Genomic DNA, 23,542 nt, shown 5'->3' on the forward strand with positions numbered 1-23,542 from the left:
GGCAACCCAGCTGAATATCAATCTGGATACCGCACTGCCAAGCGTAACCATCACCAGCAACAAGGCCAGCCTGAAGGCGGGTGAGACTGCGACGCTGACCTTCACCCTGAGCGAAGCGAGCAGTGGTTTTGCGATGGAAGATGTCACGGCTGTGGGCGGCACCCTGGACAACTTCGCAGGCAACGGCACGACGTACACCGCGACGTTTACTCCGGATGCCGATCGCACCGAGCCGGCGACCGTCGATATCGCCGCGGAGACCTTCACCGATGCGGCGGGCAACAGCAACGCCGCGGCAACGCAGCTGAGCATTAACCTGGATACCACGCTGCCGAGCGTGACGATTACCAGTGACAAAGCGAGCCTGAAAGCGGGTGAGACCGCAACGCTGACCTTCACCCTGAATGAAGCCAGCACGGATTTTGCTGAGGGCGACGTCACCGTCGTCGGTGGTAGCCTGGACAACTTTACCGGTAGCGGCACCACTTATACCGCGACCTTTACCCCGAATGCGGATCGCACCGAGCCGGCGACCGTCGATATTGCGGCAGAGACCTTCACCGATACGGCGGGCAACAACAACACCGCGGCGACGCAACTGAGCATCACCCTGGATACTGCACTGCCGAGCGTGATCATCAGCAGTGACAAGGCCTTCCTGAAAGCGGGTGAAACTGCGGCGCTGACCTTCACCCTAAATGAAGCCAGCAGCGACTTCGCGGCCGAAGATGTCACAGTCGTGGGCGGTACGTTGAGCAACTTCGCAGGCAGCGGTACGGCTTATACAGCAACGTTCACTCCGGAGGCCGATCGCAGTGAGCCAGCGACATTCGATATCGCCGCGGAGACCTTCACCGATGCGGCGGGCAACGACAACACCGCGGCAACCCAGCTGAGCATTAATCTGGATACCGCGCTGCCGAGCGTGACCATCAGCAGTGACAAGGCCAGCCTGAAAGCAGGTGAAACTGCGGCGCTGACCTTCACCCTGAATGAAGCCAGCACGGACTTTGCTGAGGGCGACGTCACCGTTGTGGGTGGTGGCCTGACCAACTTTGCAGGTAGCGGTACGGTCTACACAGCTATCTTTACCCCGGCAGCCGATCGTAGCGAGCCCGCGACATTCGACATTGCCGCGGAGACGTTTACCGATGCAGCGGGGAACAACAACACCGCGGCGACGCAGCTGAGCATCAACCTGGATACCGCGCTGCCGAGCGTGACGATTGCCAGTGACAAGGCCAGCCTGAAAGCGGGTGAAACTGCGACGCTGACGGTCACTCTGAACGAAGCCAGCAGTGACTTTGCTGAAGGTGACATCACCGTTGTCGGCGGCACCCTGAGCAACTTCAGTGGCAGCGGCACCAGTTATACGGTGACCTTCACGCCGGATGTTGATCGCACCGAGCCGGCGACCGTCGATATCGCCGCGAACACCTTCACCGATGCGGCGGGGAACAGCAACACCGCAGCAACCCAGCTCACTCTGAATGTTGATACGGTTCTGCCGAGCGGCCATAGCGTGGTCGTCGATCAGGTATTGATTGACAGGGAGAATGAGGCTGCGCTGAGCTTTACCGTCTCGGGCTTGGAAGGTTCGGGTTCCATGACTTATCAAATCAGTGACGGAACGGATAGCGTGTCTGGCTCGTCGCCGATTGCGATTGATGCTGAAAGTAAACAGGTGACAGGCGTTGATGTCAGCGCTTTGGCTGAGGGGACGCTGACGTTGTCGGTGGTCGTTTCGGATGAAGCGGGGAATGCGGCGGAGAGCATTTCTGCAACCGTGACGAAGAAATATAACGTGGCACCTGAGTTATCCGGTACACCTGCAACCACGATTGATGAAGATAAGGCATATAGCTTTACGCCAACCTTGACTGACCCGGATGAGGGCGATACGCACACCTTCAGTATTGAAAACAAGCCGGAGTGGGCTGAGTTCGATACGCAGACGGGCGCGCTCACCGGGACGCCTGAGGATGCGGATGTTGGTCATTACAGTGATATTCAAATTAAAGTCTCTGACGGGACGGATGAAGACACGCTGGACAGCTTCAGCATTGAAGTTGTGAATACCAATGATGCGCCGGTCGGCCAGGACTTTAGCTTTACCCTGGATGAAGCCGCGACGCTGACGGTTGCAGTGGAAAATGGTTTGCTGAGCAAGGCAACGGATGATGATACCGACAACGGCGATACCTTCACCGCGTCTGTGGTGACTGATCCGCAGTATGGCCAGTTGACCCTCAGCGAGGACGGCAGCTTCAGCTATCAGCATGACGGTAGTGAAAATCATGCGGACAGCTTTACCTTCCAGGTTGTTGATGCCGCAAACGCAACCTCTCAAGTCCACACTGTGACCTTGACCATGAATGCGGTGGCGGATGCGCCGGTCACGGTTAACGATGAGGCGACGATGAACGAAGACACTGCCGTGACCATTAAGCTGCTGGACAATGACTATGATCCGGAAGGCGACATGGTGCCATCTTCTGCAGCCGTGGTTGTTCAACCAACCAAAGGTCAGGTGGCGATTGCTAATGGGGTCGCGACTTATACGCCAAATGCCAACGAAAATGGTCAGGACAGCTTCACCTATACGGTGAAAGATGCCTTGCTCAATACGTCGGTAGAAGCGACGGTGACTGTGACAATCACCCCAGTGAACGATCTGCCGGTTGCGGGCAACCTGAGTGCCTCGGTGGATGAGGATAACGCGACCGATGCTATCGCGGTGCGTGATGCGGCCAGTGATATTGAAGATGGTAAGCCGACCGGCGACATCACCATTGAGACGCAGCCTGCCATCGGTCGCGTGGCTATCGACCAGGACGCGGGGACTTTGGTGTACACACCAAACCTCAACGAAGTCGGTACCGATACCTTTACCTACACCATCACCGATAGCGAAGGTGGCGTTTCTGAGCCGGCTACGGTGACGGTGAATATCGGTGCGGTGAATGATCGTCCGATCGCGGGGAATGACAGCGTGACCACGGATGAAGATGTGGCAACCACGCTGACGATTCTGGCCAACGACACGGATATCGAAGACGCAGGCTTCAACAAAGCGAGTATCACCCTGGAAGATCAGGGCGATGGTGCGGGGAATTATGCCAAAGCTGAGGTCAGCGTTCAGAGTGACGGCACGCTGGTGATCACTCCACGTTTGAACAAGAACGGCACCTTTAGCTTTACTTACACCTTAACTGATAGCGAAGGCTTGCAGTCTGAGCCAGCGACGGTGACGGTCACTTTGACCCCGGTCAACGATGCGCCGGTCGCGGTCGATAATACGGCTCAGTTGCAGGAAGAAGGTTCGTTTGAAGTCAACGTACTGGGGAATGATACCGATGTCGATCTTGACGACGGTGACAGTCTGAATCCAGCCAGTGTCACGGTTGTTCAGGCACCGGCCAATGGGCAGGTTGAGGTGACATCAACCGGGGCGATTGTCTATACCGCCAATGAAAATTACTTCGGTGAGGACAGCTTCACTTATACCGTGAAGGATGCCGCGGGTGCGGTCTCGAATGAGGCCACCGTGACCATGACCGTCACCCCGGTCAACGATGCGCCGGTAGCGATTGCTCAGGCACAAACGCTAGATGAGGACACCACGCTGACTCTCACCCTGAGCGGGACGGACATCGAAGACGATGCCTTGGTGTACAGCATTACTGAAAGCACCAGCAATGGTGAGCTTGAGCAGTTAGGTGACAACAGCTGGCGTTATACCCCGAATGCGAACTTTAACGGCGCAGACAGCTTCAAGTTCAAAGTCAATGACGGCGAGCTGGACTCTGAGCCGGTGGAAGTCACGCTGACGGTCAATCCGGTCAACGATGCCCCGAGTGTCCAGAATGTGTCGGTCAGCGGCGAGGAAGACACCGACCTGACCATCACTCTGGTGGGCAGCGATGTGGAAGACTCATCATTGACGTATCAGATGGTGACGCCACCGGAGAACGGCAATGTCTTGCTGTCAGGCAATGAAGTGACCTATCAACCTGATGCCAACTTCTTCGGTCAGGACAGCTTTACCTATATTGCCAACGACGGCGAGCTGGATTCGACACCGGCGACGGTCACTATCGACATTGCCGGCGTGAATGATGCGCCGACGATCAGCGGTACACCGGCGACCTCGGTTGATGAAGACACCGCTTATCAGTTCGTTCCGGTTGTGACTGACCAGGATACGGCCGATACGCTGGAATTCAGTATTGAGAACAAGCCAAGCTGGGCGAGCTTTGATCCAGCGACAGGTATGCTGAGCGGCACGCCGGGTAATAGCGATGTCGGCATCACCAACAATATTGTGATTTCAGTCTCGGACGGCATGGAGACGGCTGCGTTGCCGGGCTTCAGCCTGACGGTCAACAATGTCAACGATGCGCCGGTGATCAGCGGTAATCCGGCCACGGTGGTCAACGAAGATACGGCTTACTACTACAAGCCGCAGGTGACGGATGTCGACAGTACATTGCTAACCTTCAGCATCACCAACAAACCAAGTTGGGCGAACTTTGATGCAACCAGCGGGGTGCTCAGCGGCACGCCGGATAACAGCCATGTCGGAACCACCAACGGGATTGTGATTTCAGTCTCCGATGGCCAGGCGAGTGCATCACTGCCTGCCTTTAACCTGACGGTGAAAAACGTCAATGATGCGCCGGTGGGCGAGTCGCTGACTGTCACGCTGAATGAAGATAGCAGCGCCACGATCACGCCGATGGTGTCGGATGTGGATCAGGGGGATAGCCTGACCCGGAAAGTCACCGCTGGACCATCACACGGTGTGCTGGCGGCGACGACGAACGGCTGGACGTACACGCCAACGGCGAACTTCAACGGTATCGACAGCTTCCAGTATCAGGTGAACGACGGTCAGGTGTCGTCCGCGGCGTATACCGTGACTCTGAACGTTGCTGCTGTGAACGATGCACCGGTTGCGGTGGATGATCGTTTCGCTTTGACCGCCAATGGTCAAACGACTTTCACCCTGGACGTGTTGGGTAACGACAGTGATGTTGATGAGGATACGCTGCAACTGGATTGGGTCCGACCAACGGCCGGGCAGGCCAGCATCCAGGATGGCAAGATCCTGCTGACAACGCAGCAGACTGGTACCCTGACGGTGCAGTACGGTATTACCGACGGTAAGGGGGGCAAAGCGACGGCGAAAGCGCTGGTCACCCTTGAGAGCGGCAAACTGGACGCACCAACCATCACGGCGCCTGCCGGTGTGGAAGTGAACGCGACCGCGTTGTCGACGAAAGTCGATCTGGGCACGGCAGTGGCCTTTGACAGCACCGGGAAGCCGTTGCCGGTCTCTCTGGTTGATAGTCGGACCTTCTTCCGTCCGGGCGTGAATACCGTGTACTGGCAGACCGAGGATTCGCAGGGCAATACCGCCGAAGCGAGCCAGACGGTGATTGTCCATCCGCTGGTCAGTATCGATAAAGACGGGGAAACCACTGAAGGCACCTCTCATACCGTCAAGGTTCACCTCAATGGCCCGGCACCGTCGTATCCGGTCACGATTCCATATCAGGTCTCGGGCAGCAGTGGTGCGAATGACCATGATCTGACGGATGGCGAGGTGGTGATCACCGAGGGGACTGTCGGGGAAATCACTTTCAATGTGCTGGCGAATTCGGAGTCGGAAGCCCCTGAAACGCTGATGATCACTTTGGATGACACGTTGAACCGGGGCAGCAAGCACCAGTACACCCTGACCATCTATGAGCAGAATGTAGCGCCGAAGGTGAGCGTGACCGTGAAGCAAGGGGACGATCAGCGCAGTAAGGTGGAAAACAGCGAACAGGTTGTAACGGTGACTGCATCTGTGACGGATCCGAATGCCAGCGATAGCCATACTTATGCCTGGGTTGCGGATGATGCGCAACTGGCGGCGGCGATTGCAGGGCAGACTCAAGATCCGACCTTGAATTTCTCACCAGCGGGGCTGAGTTCGGCCATCTATCACTTGCAACTGACGGTGACGGATAACGGTCAGCCGCCGCTGTCGGTGACAGAGGATGTTTATCTTGAGGTGGTGGTTGCGCTGGCGGTTCTGGGAGATGAGGATAGCGATGGCGACTTGATCCCGGATAACCAGGAAGGCCATACCGACAGTGATAACGACGGGATCCCGGATTACCAGGATGCGATCAGCGACTGTAACGTGATTCAGGAAAATGTCGCGGATACATCTCATTATCTGGTTGAAGGGGATCCGGGTGTCTGCCTGCGCAAAGGGGTAACCGTGGCCGGCAATGAAACCGGCGGGACGCAGCTCCTTGAAGACGAGGTGAAAACCAAGTTGGGCACTGATGAAACCGCGGATAACATTGGCGGGATCTTCGACTTCGTGGCTTCCGGATTGCCGCAAGCGGGCCAAAGCTATCGCGTGGTCTTCCCTCAGCGGCGGCCGATCCCGGCAGATGCGGTGTACCGTAAGTATAAAGAAGGCCTGGGCTGGGTCGACTTTGTCCAGGACGCTGAGAACACTTTGGCATCGACACAAGGTGAAGCCGGTTACTGTCCGCCTCCGGGGGACAACAGCTGGACACCGGGTCTGACCGAAGGTCACTGGTGTGTGCAACTGACGATACAAGATGGTGGTCCGAATGATGACGACGGTGTCGCCAATGGCAGTGTGGTCGACCCGGGTGGTGTCGCTGTGAAAGCATCGACTAACACGATGCCGAAAGCGCTGGGCGATACGGTGTCTGTCAGTCGCAACGGCCACATCATGATTGATGTGCTGGCCAACGACAGTGATGCCGATGGTCATTCGCTGACGGTCACCAATGCAACCGCTGATTTCGGGACAGTGGCCGTGGTGGACAACTGGTTGAGCTATACCGCCAAAGATCAGTTCTATGGTGTAGCGACCATCAGCTACAGCATCTCTGATAACAATGGCGGAACCGACTTTGCCGACGTGACCGTGAAAGTTGTGAACAGCCAGACACCGGTTGCGGTGGACGATGTTGTCGCTACCGATGATCGGACACCGCTGGTTATCCGGGTACTGAGTAACGACAGTGATCCGGATGGCGATGCGCTCACTGTGGTCTCGGCCGTGGCACAAAACGGGACGGTAACGATTAACAGTGATCAGAGCTTGTCTTATACCCCGAGAGTCGGTTTTGAAGGTGAAGATACTGTGACTTACGTGATCCGCGATACCAATGGTCTGGAAGACACCGGGAAGGTGACCGTGAAGACCAGTCTGACCCACAGCGTCGTGGTGGAAAATGAAGCTGGCGGCCACACGGGCGGGTTGACCCTTGCGCTGCTGACCTTGCTGGGCCTCGCCCGCCGGGTCGGCAAACGCGGATGGATTGCCCTGCTGGCGCTTCTGAGCTTCAACAGTCAAGCCGCCTGGTTTATGGAGACCGATCTTGGCTTTAGCAATGCGCACAAACGTGATGCGGTGAAAGTTGAAGAGGTCATCAAAACCGAAGACTCGGACTTTTATTGGTCGGTCGGCGCGGGCTATGCGTTCAATGAGCAGTGGTCACTGACGGCGCGCTACGTCGATATGGGCGAAGGCAGTGCGACGCTCAGCGGAATGTCTGCAACGCCGCAAACCTATCACCAGCAAGTCGCACAGGTCACGCCGGTTCTGGCCGATGGCTTCGGCCTGGATGTCGGTTATGCTTTCTGGCAACAGGAAGATTGGCGGGCCGAGGTGAGCCTGGGCGGCCTGTACTGGGATGTCGACTTCGAAAGCCGCTACCAGGGCGAGACAATCAAGTCCGACAGTGACGGGTTCGATCTGTATGCCGGGGTTGAAATTGGTTATGCCCTGTCTGAGCAGTGGACGCTGGGACTCAACGCGACCCGGTATTTTATCGAGCCGAATGACGTGGATACCCTGGCCCTGAAGCTGACCTATCACTTTGGTGCCGGGGACGGCTCAGAATAGTGCGGTTGGATGCAACCTAAGCGAGAGAGTGAAGGATTGGTGATGCTTTAGGCGTTTGAACGAAAATGTTGTGAGAACAGCTTTACAACCCTCAGCCAGCACCGTATGATGCACGCCACTTACGGAGAGATGGCTGAGTGGTTGAAAGCACCGGTCTTGAAAACCGGCATACGTTTATAGCGTATCTAGGGTTCAAATCCCTATCTCTCCGCCACATTCCAAAGCCCTGTCGTCAGACAGGGCTTTGTTCGTTTCAGGTGATGTGCTGAGTGTCGGGATTTGAAAAATCCTCCTATACCCACAGCGCTCCGCCACATTCAAAAAAACCGCTGAAATTTCAGCGGTTTTTTAATGCCTGAAAATCGCGATGATGAGATAGGGTGAAGAACCCTGGAAGGGGTTCAGCCGAGCGCAGCGAGACAACGTTGCCAGCCGAAGGCGCTTTATAGCAACGGCCCGAAGGGCGCAGTAAATCCTCTCATACCCAAAGCGCTCCGCCACATTCGAAACCCCAGCAGCTGTGCTGGGTTTATTCGTTTTCTGGATATTGGAATTGTATTCGGGATTTGAAAATCCCCCCCCCGGAAGAAACCGCTAAAGTTTCAGAAGATTTTTATGCTCGATATTCGTGCTGATGATGTAAAGGGCTGTTTTTGATTCTAGTAGAGTATTTTTCATTATTGATTAATAAGTAAACTTTTGGTGAGTATATCTTTATATATTCGATGAGGGATAAATCAGTCAAAAATGTAAGTAAAAACATTACATAGATCAAAGATAAGCGGGTTGGATTGAAAAATGTGCGATTTAACTATCAATGGTTTGATATAAAATGAGTGTTAATTACATTTCATGGTGAGTTGGCCTTAGTTAATGCTTACGGAACGATAAATGGACTTTATTGATAAACTGAAAATTAATATTCAATCGTTGGCTGCCCTAAGCCAAATTATTAGCCATGAAACATTGCGTATTCGAGCTGCGTGTTCTCATACGGCTGAAGAACTAGGCTATACCTTGTTCATATGGAACAGCCCTCAAGGGCTGCGCAAATATAAGAGCGGCACTTGGGAGGAGCACGATGATTACGAGCAGCCTCATGAGGTGTTGGACTGGTTGCTTGAATACAGTAAGGATGACGATCGAGACGATTTTATTCTATTGCTTGAAGATTTTCACTACTATCTGACACCTGTAGATCATGCGCTAATCAGTCGGCTGCGTGTATTTGCTATTGCTGTTGCTACACGTGAAATATCTGGCTGCTCTGTAGTTCTTTCACAGCCACTAACTTTATTGCCGCCAGAACTGGAAAAAGACGTTCAGGTTTTGGAAATGCCATTACCGAATATTGATGATCTGTGCAAAATCATGCAACAGGCAAAGCAACGTTACAATATTGATGATCGTGACTATCAGGAATCATCGAGTTTGCTTGAAGCCGCATTAGGTTTATCGACCAGTGAAGCTCAACTTGCATTTTCCAAAGCAGCTTGCGAATACAAACGCCTGACAGAGTCCGAAATTCCTTTCATGGTAAAGGAAAAGGAGCAAGTCATCCGAAAAAGCGGCCATCTGGAATACTTTCATCCCAAAGCCACACTAGATGATATTGGTGGTTTAGATAACCTAAAATCTTGGCTTAACCGCCGCCGTCAGGCATTTACTTCGGATGCACGTGCTTTTGGACTTGAGACTCCACGCGGTGTATTGCTACTTGGCTTGCCAGGTACAGGTAAGAGCCTCGCAGCCAAAGCGGTAGCCAATGCCTGGCAACTGCCGCTGTTGAGGTTAGATATGGGCAAAATCTACGGAGGGATTGTGGGTCAGTCTGAAGCCAATATGCGTTCAGCCTTGCAAATGGCGGAAGCTCTTTCGCCAAGCATTCTATGGGTGGATGAAATCGAAAAAGGTCTTTCAGGCATGCAAAGCTCTGGCTCGACTGATGGTGGAACCACCGCCCGTGTACTCGGAAGTTTTCTGACCTGGATGCAGGAAAAGGAAAAGCCGGTATTTGTGGTTGCCACTGCAAACCATATAGCCCAACTACCACCAGAGCTGCTGCGTAAAGGTCGGGTCGATGAAATCTTCTTCGTTGATCTCCCAGTGCAGCAAGATCGCAAGGAAATTCTCTCGATTCACCTCAAACGCAGGGATCGGCTGGACGACTTTTCTGAAGAGGACCTTGATGAATTGGCCACTAACAGTAAAGGTTTCACTGGTGCCGAGTTGGAAGAAGCGGTTAAGGAAGCCATGTTCCTTGCCTTTGATGAAGGTCATCAGCTGAACAAGGATGATATTCTTACCGCCATCCTGGCGACGGCACCGCTTTCCCAAACCATGGAAGAAATGATCAGCCGAACTCGTCAGTGGGCCAAAGGTAGGGCGGTTGCGGCCAGCTCTTCAGAACCTGAAGCGCTGGAGAAAACGGCCAATAAAAAGCCTCGACTGAAACAGGAAGGCGAAAACCCTTTTATCTGATTGAGCTGTAGCGAATGGATAATCCTTTTTTTACTGCCCTAGAGGGCGATGGTCTTACTGGACCAGAACTGGCATATCAAACCAATCAGGTTTTAATGCCGTTCGTACACTACCTTAACAACAGTATCAAAGCACTGGAAAGTAAAGAAGTCAGTTGTGAATGGAAGCCGGTTGTCAATCGGCGTTATCGATTAACTCCGAACAAACGGATTTACCAGATCACTCCCGTCAGTGAAATTGAAATTATCTCTGGCGAGGAAGGCTGGTATGAAATTCTCTGCGAAGCGGATGAAAATCCGCTAGATGAGGACTTTGTCCCTGAGATCGATGATCCAGTTATTGTCGGCAAGGGAGCAAATCGTCAGCGATTTTCCCTTTCTGAAGAGCACTTTCAATCAGCCAATGGTCAGTACAAGCTTTATCTGCCTGAGCTTGGTGAAGCAGGTGTCATTCAGTGGAGTGGCTACCAGCTGTTGATTCGCCCGCTGTCTGCTCCACTAGGTGAACTGGCTGAAGTGTATATTGATGGTCACGTTTGTCCGGTTAAATCAATTGATAGTAATCATATACGCTTGCAGGGTCAGGTTAGTGGCCAAAGCACGTTGTCGATTAATGGACAGAACACCAGATTCAAACTTATTTCTTCGCTGGATAAACAGCAGATCGAAAGTTATTCACCACTTAACAAAGGTAATGGCTGGCTGTTGTTTGCGAGCCAACAGCCAGAGCTGGAATCTCATCAGGTCAAAGATGTGACTACCGTGTTGCTAGGGGAAATAACGCCTGACTACCTGACTTTGAATGACAATTTATTGAGTCGAGAACTGTGGGGACTTGAGACAGACAAGGATGGCCTGACATTGGAAGCGAGAGATACACGAGTTGCTTCCATCGATAACAAATCGGAGATGCTGTGCGCTCGGTATCCGGCTCTTTCGTTCAGTGTTAGCAAAGACAATATTGACGAGAAGTGGATTCAGTTAATTGAAAAGGACTCTGGTGATGATACCGGTAAGTCTGAACTGGATCATTTCTTCGGCGATAACATTAAGGTTCTGGATAACACGCAAAGAAAGCATGACAACGGCTTTCGGATTTTGAAAGCCCGTCCTGAAGAGCGACAGATTTTACTGGCGCGAAATATTCGCGGGAAAAAAAACAGGCAGAGCGAATATCCATCGAATCAAGGGAAAATATGGGAAATTCGCGTAAGTGTTGATACTTCACAATTGAGAAAGCAAAAAGCTGCAATTAATGATTTGATGACACGCCCTGCTGGTGGTCATGCACCTTTGATACACCTGTTACAGGACCGACAAAAAAAACGTTGGCAAGATATTCAGCCTGAGACAAATATTGAGTGGCAGGTGCTGACCAATTCTGATTTTGATGGTTGTGATCGTCAGCGCGAGTTTGTGACCAAGGCGTTAGCCACACCCGACTTTGCCATTCTGGATGGACCTCCCGGAACAGGCAAAACCACGACAATTCTTGAATTGATTATTCAACTGGTTATGCAGGGCAAAAGAGTGCTGCTTTCGGCATCTACACATGCTGCAATCAATAATGTTCTGGAAAGAATTCAAGAAAACTCAACCTTGAGCAATCGCATATTTCCACTTCGCATTGGTGATGAAAGCAATGCCATCGGTGTTGAAGATTTTCAGTTTGATAATGTTTATCAACAGCTTAGGAAAGACTCTGGCTGTGGAGATTTCAGTCAACAGCTTATGGTAGATGCTTCTAATTTAGTGTGTGGCACAACGATTGGTATCTTGCGGCTGTTTAACGAACGGGAAGTGACCCTAGATCGTGGTGAACCGCCGTTTGATGTGATGATAATAGATGAATGCAGTAAAACTACCTTTCAGGAATTTCTGGTGCCGGCTCGCTTTGCCAAACGCTGGGTTCCGGTGGGGGATGTGCGTCAGCTATCGCCTTTTACTGATCGTGAGCAGATCGTCGCTAACCTAGACAATCTAATGTTGGTGCCACCAAAAGGTAAAAGACCAGCCCAAACACTCTCTAAGTCTGTACAGCAGGCTTGTTATTTGTTGGAAGAGTTAAGAGGAAACTCTACTCGAGATGAGCTTTATCGGCAGCCTATGTTGGTTCCTGTTACTACTGGCATATTACAGGCTCTGGATGAAGAGATTAGTGCGCGTAGTAGTGAGAAAAACCTGGCTAAAGGACTTGACCGTATTTTGCTGGTTCAAAAGGGACGCGTGGAAAGGCAGGCATCTTCCTGGTTAACAGATATGGTGACATTGGCGCAAGCGCCTTGGCATCTATATGACAGTTCGCTCTGCTTTGTAGATGAATCCTGTATGACACAGATACAGCCTATGATTCCGGATGATATGGTGGTATTGCACCCAGATTGGCAGCGCACTGGCAACGCTTTTCATCATAGCGCCGCTGGGCAAACGGCAGTTAAGCCGTTCAGGGTCAAGACAACAAACTACTCTGATACCAGTACGATAAATAAAGAGCTGTTGGATCGTTTTGACCTTAGCAAGTGGTCGGAAGAAGTCTGCTGGCGCCTGGAGAGGGAATACTGGTTACGCCAGTCGGCGAACTACCAGAAGAAAACCGGTTATTTGTCTGACACGTTAGAACGTTTATTTCCCAAGTCGGTTAATGCTGATGGCCGAATCCATGTCCTGAAAAATATTGCTTTTCCCTCGATTCTTGAAGCATTGTCGGGGGATGGTTTGGTCAAGCGTAAGAAGGACGATCCTACTACGCTGAATCAGGGCTTTGACCGCCATGAAAAGGAACAAAGGCATTCGACGCTGAGCTATCAACACCGGATGCATCCGGATATTTCGGCCTTCCCTCGAAGGCAGTTTTACCCTGAAGGGGTTTTAATGGATGGAAGTCAGTCCCGACCTGGCCGGGACTGGGATTATGACCGTTACAAAACACGTAATACCTGGCTAGATGTGCAGGGCGATATTTATAGGAATGCGAATAAGAGTGAAGTCAAGGCTATTATTCAGGAGCTTATAGCTTTTTGTAATTGGGCTGAAAATAAGAAGAAAAATGACAAAGGCGAAGCTTTTGATGTGGCTGTGCTGACTTTTTATAAAGCTCAGGAAAAAGCCCTTCGAGAGGCCATGCAAAAAGAATTGCCCGGCAATAACAACCGTTACGCTCGTTTTAGTTTTAAGGGAATATCCATTAAGTTGGCAACCGTTGATTACTTCCAGGGGCAGGAAGCTGACCTGGTCTTTTTATCAATGGTCAACACACACCGTGATGGTTTTATGGATTCGCCAAACAGACTTAATGTCTCAATCACACGCGCCCGTTATCAACTCGTGATAGTCGGTCATCATGAGTATTTCAGCCAACGGTCTAGAACTGAAGAGCTTAAGAAACTAGCACGATCTTGTAATGTGTCCCGTGCGGAAAAGGGCTTTGGAAAAAATGCCAGAAGGTACAGAAAACGATGAACAAAAAAAACAGAACTTTGCCGAATGAGTTGAAGAAAAACGGCAAGCCGTCTGGCAGCAATCACCCGGAAGCTGAAAACAAATCGAAAAAAAATACCAGTCTGAATATCACACTGCAACGTCTGGTTGAGGCCAGACGCTACCCGGTAATTGCGCAACTGACGTTTAAACAAAAAAGAGCTGATCTAGTATCGCTGCTAAAAGCAACTCAACAGAATCCAGAGACAATGCCGCCTCGTTTGATGGAGTACCTTAAACGGGAAAAGCTGTGGGATTCAGAAACTGTATCTCTGACCCCAAAAGGTAAAGAGGTTGTCGATACGGGTTATGTGGATGTGAGGGAGCGTGGGCTGTACCATATCTGGTACACCCATAATGACCCTTTGTTAGGTACATCCCCTTTGCTGATTCAGCGGGACACTGCCTTTTTTGAACCAAATAGCAAGCCTTGGAAGAGCGGTGTTGATGCCCGCAACTCTGAGTTTGGTGTCAAGGTTACTACCACTGTGGACTTGTTGGATGAAACCTACGATGGTCAGAAGACCAATTCGTCTCAGCACTCTCTTACTCTGGTATCATTGCAACCGGAGGTCCTATGTTCGCCTGAAGCGTCGGTTCATTTGGATCTTGAATGGCAGCTTGGGTTTGCGCATTCAGAGGTTTTCCTGAAAGGCCAGTTGGAATCTCTTTCTTTTTCTAGAAAAAATAAAGAGCCAGAACCTCGTAGCTTTAAACGTCAAATCAGTGGGTATCAAGAACATCTGAATAAGGTGTTGGAGGCGATTGCCAGCAGGTTTGATGGACTCTGGGACGAGACTGCGCAACGGATGGTTGTGGCATTTGAATATATCCATAAATATCCACAAGCTGTTCAGCGTTTTGAAGTAGGCTCTCGCAATATAGCACAGTTGTCAACGGATCTTGGGAGCTTCAAACAAACTGAGGTTTGTCGTTTACCGATTAAACCTAGAGATAGCATTGATGCAGAACAGTGGCAGCAAGCTTGGCTGAATAACTTCCACTCGAAAAGCTACCGTCGTGATTTAGATACTCGCCAACAACAGTCTCTGTGGCTCGATCATGAAGCCATGGCTGATTTCGATCTTACCTTGAAATCTGGGCAAGAACTGCTGGACTGCTTTGGAAGAGAAAGCCAACCAGAATCCTATTGGCATGTGGCGGCTATGGCGGATCTGTCTCCATCCCGAAGTAAAAAGCAAAGGCTGCCAATTACCTTGATAAACTCTGAGGTTCTCAATATGAGTGAGCTTATTGGGCAACTTACGGCGGGTGACTCAGTTCAATCTGTGATCTATTCCGACCGATATGTGCATACCAGCAAACAAAGCAGAAATCTTAATAGCATCGCCAGCTATGTGGAAGGTGCAGAAGGTTTGTTGATGACACTGAATCCTCCTAGAGGAAAAAATGAAGCCGATCTACCCGAAAATTGGGAACGTCATATTTTGGATAAACAAAGTGATAACCATGGTCGTTATTGGGTGTTTATTGGGGCTTCCCATACATGGTGCTGGGAATGCACCAGTGGTCTGGATTTTATTTGTAAGCACAATGACGGCTTTAATGTTGACGGAACGCCTAGCTTTATACCCAAGGATGAGGATGAACTTCCACACTATCTAAAAAATACTATCAACAAAAAGAAAAAAACAGCGGAGGTTATGTAATGGCTGTTATTGAAGCAAAATGTAAACATTTCCGCATTGATTATTCTAAGAAGGAATTGCCTGCGCTATTTAAAAAGCAAGATAGTGATAGCAATTTTTCTGAAGACTTATTACGAATTGATAGTGAAAGAGTAAAAGAAGAGATCAATAAGTCTGCTCTCACATTGGTCATTGCAACTGATCAGATCAGAAACCAAAACCTGATTCAGGCTTTACAGGCAAAAGCCGATAGTGGGGTTCGCATCTATCTTATGTTAGGTGATACAAATTCCAATCAGCCGGCTATTGATGCCTTATCTGGGCGTTGTCTGGTTCGTACTGGAGTCTCTCAAAAAGGGGCTTTGATATTGCGTGATCACTCAACGAATAACGCTCAGGGAGTGTTAGCGATGAATCATCAGTTATTCACTGTAGCTGAGGAACAAAGCTGGGCAATCCAACTCGAACCACAACAAATTGAGGATAGCTTCCGCAGTTTCTGCAAACTGTTTTGGGAGCACAGCCAGGACGAATACCTACTGCAAAATCAGTCAAAAAATAAGGCTACGCATCCTGATGGAAATATCGTTACCAATCACTCACATCAGCTGTGTGGCACTCTGAAAGAATGTTTACACGATACGTTTGCAAGCCTTCGAGGAGTCTGTCATATCACCTTGGGTACAAAAGGGAACACACATTTACTATTGCTTAAGGCTGACTCACCAGATGTTCAAGCCCGACATGGTGTGGCTTTGAGTGATTCATCAATTCCTTCGTTATTAATCTCTGAACAAGGCAATTGGCTGCTCCCTGATTCTACTGACTTTAATGCCACCAACTGGTGTTTACGCTTGTCTGACCAACAAAGCCATCAGTTGGTTACTACTTACGAGAATGCACTCGAGGACGCAGCTTGGCAATATAAGTCCAAAGTTTTGCTCGGAGAGTTTGGAGATCAGCAAACACTACGTTTTGCTGATCAACCGGATTTGGTTCGGCAGGTTCAGCAACAACGTAGCAAGGAATTAGAGCCTATCTCAACCCAATCTATTGATAGTTTTCTAAACGATAAGGCTGAACAATTGGCGCAATCCCAGATCGGCTGGCAAAAGGAATTTTTAGCGCATCAAATCGATTATGAGGTCATGGTTCACCCTCCTTATTGCCCAAAAGCAGCCAAAACCGATGGGTTATATGCTAACTGGGATAAAACTGAACAAGATTGGCAAAAACGGCTATCAGATCTGGAACACCAACAGCAACTCATAGATAAGCAACAAGCGAATATTGCTGACAAGCTGAAAGGTTTGTTGAAAAGCTTCCTGTTGGGGCAGAGCCAGTCAGTGAAAAAGCTTAATCAGGAACTGTTGAAACTACAGCAGTGGTCAGCAACACAGGCATCCCCGGCTGAACGAGAAGAGCATCGTAAACGTCTTGAAACGTTGACCTCGAGTGTTCATGACCGCAGTAAAAACACTGCAACTGAAATGGATAAGGCCGAGCAGAATCATCGGTGGGAGGTGGAGCGGCAGAAACTTGAGAAGCAATGCGATGATGCCAAGTCTTTAGTTAGCGCCAAGCAGAATAAATATGAGTCGTTGGTTTCTCAAAAATCGCAAAAATTTTTGATGGCTGAAAAATTATTTACCCAGCGTTGGCAAGAAGCCGTTGAATCACTCTCTGACGAGAAACTTAAAAATTTAAAAATAGACGATATTCAACTGGAGCAATTCCTACCAGTAGATATGCCTGAAGATAAAGAAGCACAAAAATCAATCCGTGAGCAGGTAAGTGAAGACTATATCGTTGCTATCAAATCTGCTTTTCTTGCGATGGATTGCGAGACAGCAGGTAAGTGGCGTTCTTCAATCAAGGAAAAGATCTTCAAAAAACACTATGGAGCAATGAACCGTGCATTTAACGATCATCAACAAGCTTTACAGAAGATTGAGCGAGATCTGAAATCTGCAAGTGATGATGTAGGTAAAGCACTACGAGCGCAGGTAAGTGCCGAGCACGCTTTGAAAAATCATGGTTTACACTTTGACTACAAGCCCGATGATGGCGGTCGGTCATTTGATCAACAATTGGGACTTAAGTCATCCGGAAATATCAACCCCCGATTTGATTGGCCAAAAGAAAATTTGCCATTCGAAGGTTCTGAACTGAAATCGGATGGCAAGCAGCGTTGGTTAGTTATTAATGATACCGACCAGTTGGAGCAAGCACGCGAAGACGCGGAGCGCCTGAACGCCGTTATCTGTGTAAATTATCCAGCGTAATAGGGGACTGGTTATGCCTGAACAAAAAATAGTAATCACTATCGATGAAGAAGGTAGTATTACCGCCAAAACCAGTGGATTTAAAGGAGAAAGCTGTCTGGAGGCACTGGATGAATTGCTGAATCTGGAAGGATCCGTTACCAGTCTGAAGAAGACAGACGAATTCCATCAGCAACAAACGGTTCAGCGTAGCCGTATCCAAGAAATAAAAAGGAAATAGATATGAGCGCTGTAATCAAAACCGCCACCCCTTTTGTGATTGAGTCGGTACTGGTAGCAGCACTGGAAGCGGTCGGGGCTGAACCAATTACAGTTACCAATCAGGTGATGATGAAAAGCCACCATCACCATGGTGGTATACAGCTTGGTGATATTCTTACTAATCGTTCTGACTATTATGGTCCACAACATTTCCGATTAACAGGAGATCGTTGGATATTAAGACATGACTCCAGTGAAATGAATGGGCGAATAACGACGTTATCAGCTGTTTCAAGACAGTACAAACGAGTCGGTGATTTCTTGCAATTAGTTGGTAAGGCTTACGAAAAAAACTACCAGCAACATTTGGAAAGGCTTGCTGAACAGGAGCGTAATCGCTTAGAAGAAGAACGTAAAGCGCGGATTGAGGCAGCTCGCCAACAAGCTATCGCCAAAGCCCAAGCTCAGGGGTATTCGGTAAAGGAAACCAGAAAAGGTGGCCAGATCCAGCTGGTTCTGACGCGTACGGTGTAATTCAATGGCTAAGGACTATGGCGAGTACTTTAACATTGCTCATATTGAACCTCTGAGCCATATCTATGGTCCGGGAGATCGCTTTGTCGTTTGGTTTCAGGGCTGTGCGCTAGCCTGCGACGGTTGTTGGAATCGTGACATGTGGTCGTTTAAAAGCAAGCAACTTGTTCATCGAGAGAGCTTACTTGAACAAATTCTTTATACGCCAAGTATCCAAGGGGTTACCTTCTTAGGAGGGGAGCCTCTCCACCAATCTGGCAACCTTTGGTGGCTGATTAGGCAAATTAGGGAGCGTTCAAATTTAACCATTTTTTTATTTACTGGTTACGAGGAAGACGAGTTAAGGCAGCATAATCACTTATCAAACATTCATCAGTTATGTGATATTGCGGCGATTGGACGCTACCGATCTGACAGAAGAAACACTAATCAACAATGGATAGGTTCCGAGAACCAAATTATTATTTTCCCTGATGAATCTAGAGAGTCAATTAAACTTCAGCAGGTCAATCAAGTCGAAGTTATTATTGACGCCGATGAGAGTGTTCGAGTTTTAGGGTTTCCTGATGAAGACTTAAGGATGTAATAAGCAGTACGATCTAGTTTTTGGGGAGCGGGTCAAAAGTTTTTCAGTAGACATAGAAAAACTATATAATTCAGTGGTTTTTCTATGTCGAAAACCCGTGATGATGGTATAGAGCTTTAACCCTACAGAAGATACCCGCCTTCGACTTCCAGTACGGCGTTTCTCATCGCGAGGGAGTTATCCGACAGCAGGAATTCAATTGCTCTGGCTTGATCGTCACAGTTCAGGACCCGGCCCAGAGGGGTGGTGCTCAGGCTGCTAAAGAGTGCCTGTTTTTGCGCATCATCCATCCCGGCTTTTTCCTGGATTGGGGTTTTCGTGACACCCGGTCGCACGATATTCACCCGTATGCCCTGATCAGCAAGTTCCATGTTTGCGACCCGGACGATGGCTTCTCCAGCGGCTTTACTGGCGGCGTAAGCGGTACAACCCTGAAAGCCTCGGCTGACCACGATACTGGAGACAAACACCACGCTGCTGGGGTTACACATCAGCGGGAGCAGCGCTTGCAACGTAAACAGGGGCCCCTTGGTGTTGACGGCCAGGGTCTGGTCAAAGACCTGCGCTGTGGTGTCCGTGAACGACTCCGGCACAAAAATACCGGCATTGAGCACCAGTCCGCTGAGTTGAACCTGCTGACGTTTCAGGGTATTGGCCAGAGCGCGGATATCGTCGATATTGCCGCTATCGGCAACGATCCCCAGACAACCCAACTCGCCGGCAACCTGATCAACTTTGCTTTGATCCCGGCCGGTGAGGATCACCGACTCTCCTTTGCTAATCAGTCGTTTTGCTGTTTCCAGGCCGATACCTGAGGTGCCGCCGGTAATTAAGGTATAGAGTTTGCTCATGTTTTTTCTCTGGTATTTGATGTCGGAGAAAGCATAGCAATCTCAATTGTTTCTCATTAGACTGCAAAAAATGAATTCAATCGTTCTATCTGGGAACCAATCATGCAATCAGCGATGTACCAGTATCTGCCGCTCATTCATATTTTTCGGGTGGTGATCGAACAGGGAAGCTTTCAAGGTGCTGCGAATGTCCTGGAACTTCCACGCTCGTCGGTGAGCAAGAAAGTTCAGCAGCTGGAAGCCTGGCTCGGGGAGCCGCTGATCACACGTTCAACCCGGAAATTGATGATCACCGACTTCGGGGCCGAGTTGCTGCGAAAGTCTGAGGCCATGTCAGCCTTGCTCTCCGGGGTGAATGAGTTGGCTTACACTGCCGGCCAAACGCCTCAGGGACGAGTGAGCATCAGTAGCAGCGCCTTGCTGGGGCAAACCTTATTGCTGCCGCTGTTACCGCAATTGCGGGCGCAGTATCCCGGCATTCAGCTGGATATCAGTTTTAACGATCAGACGGTTGATTTGATTGAGCAGGGAATCGATATTGCGCTGCGGATCGGTAATCTGCCGGACTCATCACTTGTCGCGAAGCAAATCGGGATCAAGCAGTGGGGATGGTTTGCATCACCGTCGTATCTTCGGAGCAGTCCGGCACTGAAGACGCCGGAGGATCTGGCACAACACCGGTGCCTGGTCTTTAAAAACAATCACCATGCACTGCGCTACTGGCCTTTCCAGTCCGACGCCGGCGATACCCGAACGATGAAAGTTGAAGCCGATATTTTCACCGACAGCAGTCGCGCCCTGATTGATATGGCCTGTGCCGGGCTGGGCATTATTATGGTGGATGCCATGTTGGTCGGCCCGGAGCTTCAGCGGAAGCAATTGGTGCCGGTGCTGTCCGACTGGCGGCATCCGGAGCCGGTCCCAATCCATCTGATCAGCCTCGGCCGGAAGCAACGCAGTTACGCCGCAGACTGTATCTGGCGGGCGTTGACCGCGGCGATTGATCTCAATCCGCTCCCGAATTGACGAATGGCATGCAGCAAGACTGGCAAGAGAGCCGTTCGCAGGTTCAGATGTGGATTGTGATATCCGGCATGTGTTGTTTCAGAACCTGGAGGATCGGTGCCAATGCCAAAACTTGCTCGCTGTGGTGTACACCCGGAGGTTGCTCCGTGGTGAAGACTTGCCGCACAGCCTCAGCTGCAATCAAGGCCGTCATTTTGGCTTCGCTGTAACCATGGACGCCCACGGAGAAAGGAAGCTTCCCGGTCGGAGCATGTTTATCCCCGAATACGGTAATGTTGCAGCGGTTTGAACCCAACTGAAGGTTGCTCATCAGCCAAATGGCCAGCTTGCGTGGTGTTGGACGGCGCAGCAATTTTCCCAGTCCCAAGCGTGAAAGGATGGCAAATGTCTGGGTGGCGAAACGATTTTCGAAGCAGACCCAGGTCGACACGCTTGGTATGTTCAGCGTTCGTGCCAGCACATGCTGGTCTGAAAAATTGAATCGGTAGGCTGGCAGTGATACGTGTCGTTCGAGGGGTGTGTATTCAAGATGATCCCCGAAGCTCTGAACCGGCACCTTTTGTCCATCAATATTGACCTGATATTGTGCATCCAGGTTATCAAACATCCACATCAGCGCGGCTTTGCCATGCTTATCCCTGAGACCGAATTCCAGGACAATGTCGAGTCGCTCAAGTGTGTCCAGTTGTCGGCAAAGATGGGCAGCGAGTAAGTTGGTCAGGCCGGGAGCGACGCCTAGGCTCAGGAGTGCAGTCGCGCCGGCTTGTCTGGCCAGGCTATCCAGGTGTTCAACCTGGGATAGAAAATGATCGTTGGCACTGATATCAAGATAGTGGATCCCGTGCGCAAGGCAGTGCCGGGCAAAACGGGTGTCGTTCTGATCCAGGCAAACCATGACCAGGCCGACATCTGTCAGTGCGTTGTCATCAGGAGCCGTAATATCCAAACCGCGGCCTTCGACACCGTGGCCGATGGCTGCTGCGGCGGCTTGAGCTTGATCTAAATTGCGCCCGGCAATGATAACTTGCGCGGGAAAACTGGGAGCCAAATCTTTCGCAATGGCGTATCCGACTTCACCGTAGCCCCCGATGATCAGTATTTTATTATTGTGTCTTAACTTGTCCATTTGCAGTGTAACCTCCGTGTGCACAGGCGACGGCCTGTTTGAGCTAATCCAAAACGTTCACCTGAACAGCGATGCCTCAGAGGATAAAGCTTACAGTCAGGGGAAGGTAAAGTTTGAGGATGTTCATGGTCGCTTTGGGGACTCTGCGTAGTAGAAGCGAATGCGAATGGCGTTGCTTGATACTGAGTTGTTGAAAGCACTGCTCAGGTAAACCCCAATCTTGAAAGCACCGGTCTTGAAAACCCCGATCTTGAAAAACTACATTTGCTAACTCGCTGACAGGTTTTCTAAAGGCTAAACATTTGGATGCACATTCGTTTGATAACTAGACTTAAGATGGTTTCATCTCTTGATCACTGCGACGGGGCGGTATCACTGGCTCCAGAATGCCTTGTTGCTGAATAAATCTTTTGGATTGTACAGGAGCATTCTATGAAAGCTCAGGTTCATGCATTTTACCACCAGGATACCTCGACGCTCAGTTACATTGTGTTTGATCAACCGGGTGGCCATGCCATCGTGATTGATAGTGTTCTGGATTTTTCTCTGAGCTCGGGCAGCGTCGGGACCAAATTTTCAGACGGCTTGATTGCGTTTCTTCAAGAACATCAGTTAACGCTGGATTGGATCTTGGAAACCCACGCTCATGCTGATCACTTGTCAGCCGCCAGTTATCTCAAACGACAGGTTGGCGGAAAAATCGGTGTTGGCAAGGGGATCACTGAAGTTCAGAAAGTTTTTGGTGAACTGTTCGCCATACCGCAAGCACGATTTTCCTCCGGAGAGGATGGTTTTGATCACTTGTTTGAAGACAATGAAGTTTTTTCGTTTGGTTCACTGACCGGACATGTCCTCGCAACCCCCGGTCATACGAGTGATAGTGTGACTTATGTGATCGATGGGAATGCGTTTGTGGGCGACACGGTTTTTATGCCGGACTTCGGCACAGCTCGGTGCGATTTTCCCGGCGGTGATGCCGCCATGCTTTTCGACAGTATCACGCGAATTTATGCTTTGCCGGATGAGACCCGAATTTGGGTGTGTCATGATTATCAGCCAGGTGGCAGGGCGTTGGAATATCAGACTACGGTGGCTGAAAGCAAAGCCAATAATATTCATCTTCAACAGCACACCACTAAGCTAGATTTTATTCATTTCAGGGAGCAGAGAGACCATCAGCTGGAGGTACCAAAACTCCTGTATCCGTCTGTTCAGGTAAATATTCTTGCCGGTCAGTTACCGGAGCATTTCTTTAAAATTCCGGTTCGAGAGATGTAACAAGATGATCAGGCACTTTTTGTTGAGTGCCTGCGAACCCACGTGCGGCTCCTCTTTCTGTATTCGCTGCAATGTGAATGTGTATTAGCCAAAAACGGCCACCA

Annotated in this window: 12 protein-coding genes and 1 tRNA gene; 11 read left to right on the top strand and 2 right to left on the bottom strand. The window is 50.1% G+C overall.

All coding sequences use genetic code 11. From position 1 onward, the window contains the following. The 9 genes from VV869_RS19935 to VV869_RS19975 all read left to right on the top strand — a co-directional run. The coding region (locus VV869_RS19935; protein WP_337736682.1) for an Ig-like domain-containing protein at positions 1–7,945 on the top strand (7,945 nt) is incomplete at its 5' end. Positions 7,946–8,068: 123 nt separating this feature from the next. Continuing rightward, positions 8,069–8,159: transfer RNA gene (locus VV869_RS19940), tRNA-Ser, on the top strand. Positions 8,160–8,836: 677 nt separating this feature from the next. Next, on the top strand, positions 8,837–10,426 hold the full coding sequence (locus VV869_RS19945; protein WP_337736683.1) for an AAA family ATPase: 1,590 nt from the start codon (positions 8,837–8,839) through the stop codon (positions 10,424–10,426). A 14-nt stretch (positions 10,427–10,440) separates the two neighbouring features. Further along, positions 10,441–13,884, top strand: coding sequence for an AAA domain-containing protein (locus tag VV869_RS19950; protein ID WP_337736684.1), 3,444 nt, complete (start codon positions 10,441–10,443; stop codon positions 13,882–13,884). Next, positions 13,881–15,572 (top strand): hypothetical protein, encoded by a 1,692-nt coding sequence (locus VV869_RS19955; RefSeq protein ID WP_337736685.1) that lies wholly within the window; start codon positions 13,881–13,883, stop codon positions 15,570–15,572. The genes VV869_RS19950 and VV869_RS19955 overlap by 4 nt, the downstream gene beginning before the upstream one ends. Continuing rightward, positions 15,572–17,836 (top strand): hypothetical protein, encoded by a 2,265-nt coding sequence (locus VV869_RS19960; RefSeq protein WP_337736686.1) that lies wholly within the window; start codon positions 15,572–15,574, stop codon positions 17,834–17,836. Before VV869_RS19955 ends, VV869_RS19960 begins: the two co-directional genes overlap by 1 nt. Positions 17,837–17,849: 13 nt before the next feature. After that, positions 17,850–18,056, top strand: a complete 207-nt coding sequence (locus VV869_RS19965) for a DUF2997 domain-containing protein (RefSeq protein WP_337736687.1) — start codon at positions 17,850–17,852, stop codon at positions 18,054–18,056. 2 nt (positions 18,057–18,058) lie between these two features. Continuing rightward, positions 18,059–18,571, top strand: a complete 513-nt coding sequence (locus tag VV869_RS19970) for a hypothetical protein (RefSeq protein ID WP_337736688.1) — start codon at positions 18,059–18,061, stop codon at positions 18,569–18,571. A 4-nt stretch (positions 18,572–18,575) separates the two neighbouring features. Continuing rightward, a complete protein-coding gene (locus VV869_RS19975) occupies positions 18,576–19,157 on the top strand; it encodes a 4Fe-4S single cluster domain-containing protein (RefSeq protein ID WP_337736689.1) in 582 nt (193 codons plus the stop codon). Positions 19,158–19,279: 122 nt separating this feature from the next. Here the strand turns inward: VV869_RS19975 and VV869_RS19980 are convergent, their stop codons facing one another. Beyond that, a complete protein-coding gene (locus tag VV869_RS19980) occupies positions 19,280–20,008 on the bottom strand; it encodes an SDR family oxidoreductase (protein ID WP_337736690.1) in 729 nt (242 codons plus the stop codon). 102 nt (positions 20,009–20,110) lie between these two features. Here VV869_RS19980 and VV869_RS19985 point away from each other — a divergent pair, with 102 nt between their 5' ends. Then, positions 20,111–21,034: a LysR family transcriptional regulator gene (locus VV869_RS19985; protein WP_337736691.1), complete on the top strand. Its 924-nt coding sequence runs from the start codon at positions 20,111–20,113 to the stop codon at positions 21,032–21,034. 43 nt (positions 21,035–21,077) lie between these two features. Here VV869_RS19985 and VV869_RS19990 read toward each other — a convergent pair whose 3' ends face one another. After that, the gene (locus VV869_RS19990) at positions 21,078–22,160 is read right to left on the bottom strand and encodes a saccharopine dehydrogenase family protein (RefSeq protein WP_337736692.1); all 1,083 of its coding nucleotides are present in this window, start codon (positions 22,158–22,160) and stop codon (positions 21,078–21,080) included. Positions 22,161–22,592: 432 nt separating this feature from the next. Here VV869_RS19990 and VV869_RS19995 point away from each other — a divergent pair, with 432 nt between their 5' ends. Next, positions 22,593–23,438 carry an MBL fold metallo-hydrolase gene (locus VV869_RS19995; RefSeq protein WP_337736693.1) on the top strand — a complete coding sequence of 282 codons (846 nt, stop codon included), beginning with the start codon at positions 22,593–22,595 and terminating at the stop codon, positions 23,436–23,438. The last annotated feature ends 104 nt before the right edge of the window (positions 23,439–23,542 follow it).

The sequence above is a fragment of the Photobacterium sp. MCCC 1A19761 genome (assembly GCF_037389125.1).
In the GTDB taxonomy this organism is placed as follows: Bacteria; Pseudomonadota; Gammaproteobacteria; order Enterobacterales; family Vibrionaceae; genus Photobacterium.

Excerpts from the sequence above, each read along its gene's own strand:
- VV869_RS19945 (WP_337736683.1), top strand. The coding sequence starts at position 8,837 with ATGGACTTTATTGATAAACTGAAAATTAATATTCAATCGTTGGCTGCC.
- VV869_RS19950 (WP_337736684.1), top strand. The coding sequence starts at position 10,441 with ATGGATAATCCTTTTTTTACTGCCCTAGAGGGCGATGGTCTTACTGGA.
- VV869_RS19955 (WP_337736685.1), top strand. The coding sequence starts at position 13,881 with ATGAACAAAAAAAACAGAACTTTGCCGAATGAGTTGAAGAAAAACGGC.
- VV869_RS19960 (WP_337736686.1), top strand. The coding sequence starts at position 15,572 with ATGGCTGTTATTGAAGCAAAATGTAAACATTTCCGCATTGATTATTCT.
- VV869_RS19965 (WP_337736687.1), top strand. The coding sequence starts at position 17,850 with ATGCCTGAACAAAAAATAGTAATCACTATCGATGAAGAAGGTAGTATT.
- VV869_RS19970 (WP_337736688.1), top strand. The coding sequence starts at position 18,059 with ATGAGCGCTGTAATCAAAACCGCCACCCCTTTTGTGATTGAGTCGGTA.
- VV869_RS19975 (WP_337736689.1), top strand. The coding sequence starts at position 18,576 with ATGGCTAAGGACTATGGCGAGTACTTTAACATTGCTCATATTGAACCT.
- VV869_RS19980 (WP_337736690.1), bottom strand. The coding sequence starts at position 20,008 with ATGAGCAAACTCTATACCTTAATTACCGGCGGCACCTCAGGTATCGGC.
- VV869_RS19985 (WP_337736691.1), top strand. The coding sequence starts at position 20,111 with ATGCAATCAGCGATGTACCAGTATCTGCCGCTCATTCATATTTTTCGG.
- VV869_RS19990 (WP_337736692.1), bottom strand. The coding sequence starts at position 22,160 with ATGGACAAGTTAAGACACAATAATAAAATACTGATCATCGGGGGCTAC.
- VV869_RS19995 (WP_337736693.1), top strand. The coding sequence starts at position 22,593 with ATGAAAGCTCAGGTTCATGCATTTTACCACCAGGATACCTCGACGCTC.